Below are 390 nucleotides of genomic sequence, written 5' to 3'. Positions count from 1 at the left end.
ACCGATGGGTAGCTGAACGCCATCGACCACGTACAACGGGTTGTTCGACGAGTTGATCGAACTGAAACCCCGAATCCTCACGGTTGTGCGCCCGCCGGGTCGGCCCGAGTTGGTATTTACCTGCACCCCCGGCATCCGGCCCGCCAGCGCCTGATTGAGCGATGGGGCGGGGCGTTCCAGAATCTGGTCCGACTTGATCGACGCCACCGACCCCGTCAAATCCGACTTACGCGCGGTGCCGTAACCAATGACAACAATCTCGTTCAGCGTCTTGTCATCGGCGGTGAGTTTGATATTTATCGCCGTTTGACTGCCAACGGCCACCTCCTGCAACTGGTAACCCACGAATGAGAAAACCAGCGTAGCATTGCCATCCGGGACGTCCAGCTT

Annotated in this window: 1 protein-coding gene; it reads right to left on the bottom strand. The window is 58.7% G+C overall.

The genetic code is table 11. The annotated features are described in order from the left end of the window. Positions 1-345, bottom strand: a 345-nt coding sequence (locus D7Y13_RS44660) for a TonB-dependent receptor plug domain-containing protein (protein ID WP_208734758.1), incomplete at its 3' end; no start/stop codon positions are given. Positions 346-390: the final 45 nt, after the last annotated feature.

Source organism: Corallococcus praedator (genome assembly GCF_003612125.1).
Lineage (GTDB): Bacteria > Myxococcota > Myxococcia > Myxococcales > Myxococcaceae > Corallococcus > Corallococcus praedator.
Note: the sequence above shows the minus strand (reverse complement) of the source record. Positions and strands in the feature narration are given on the sequence as shown.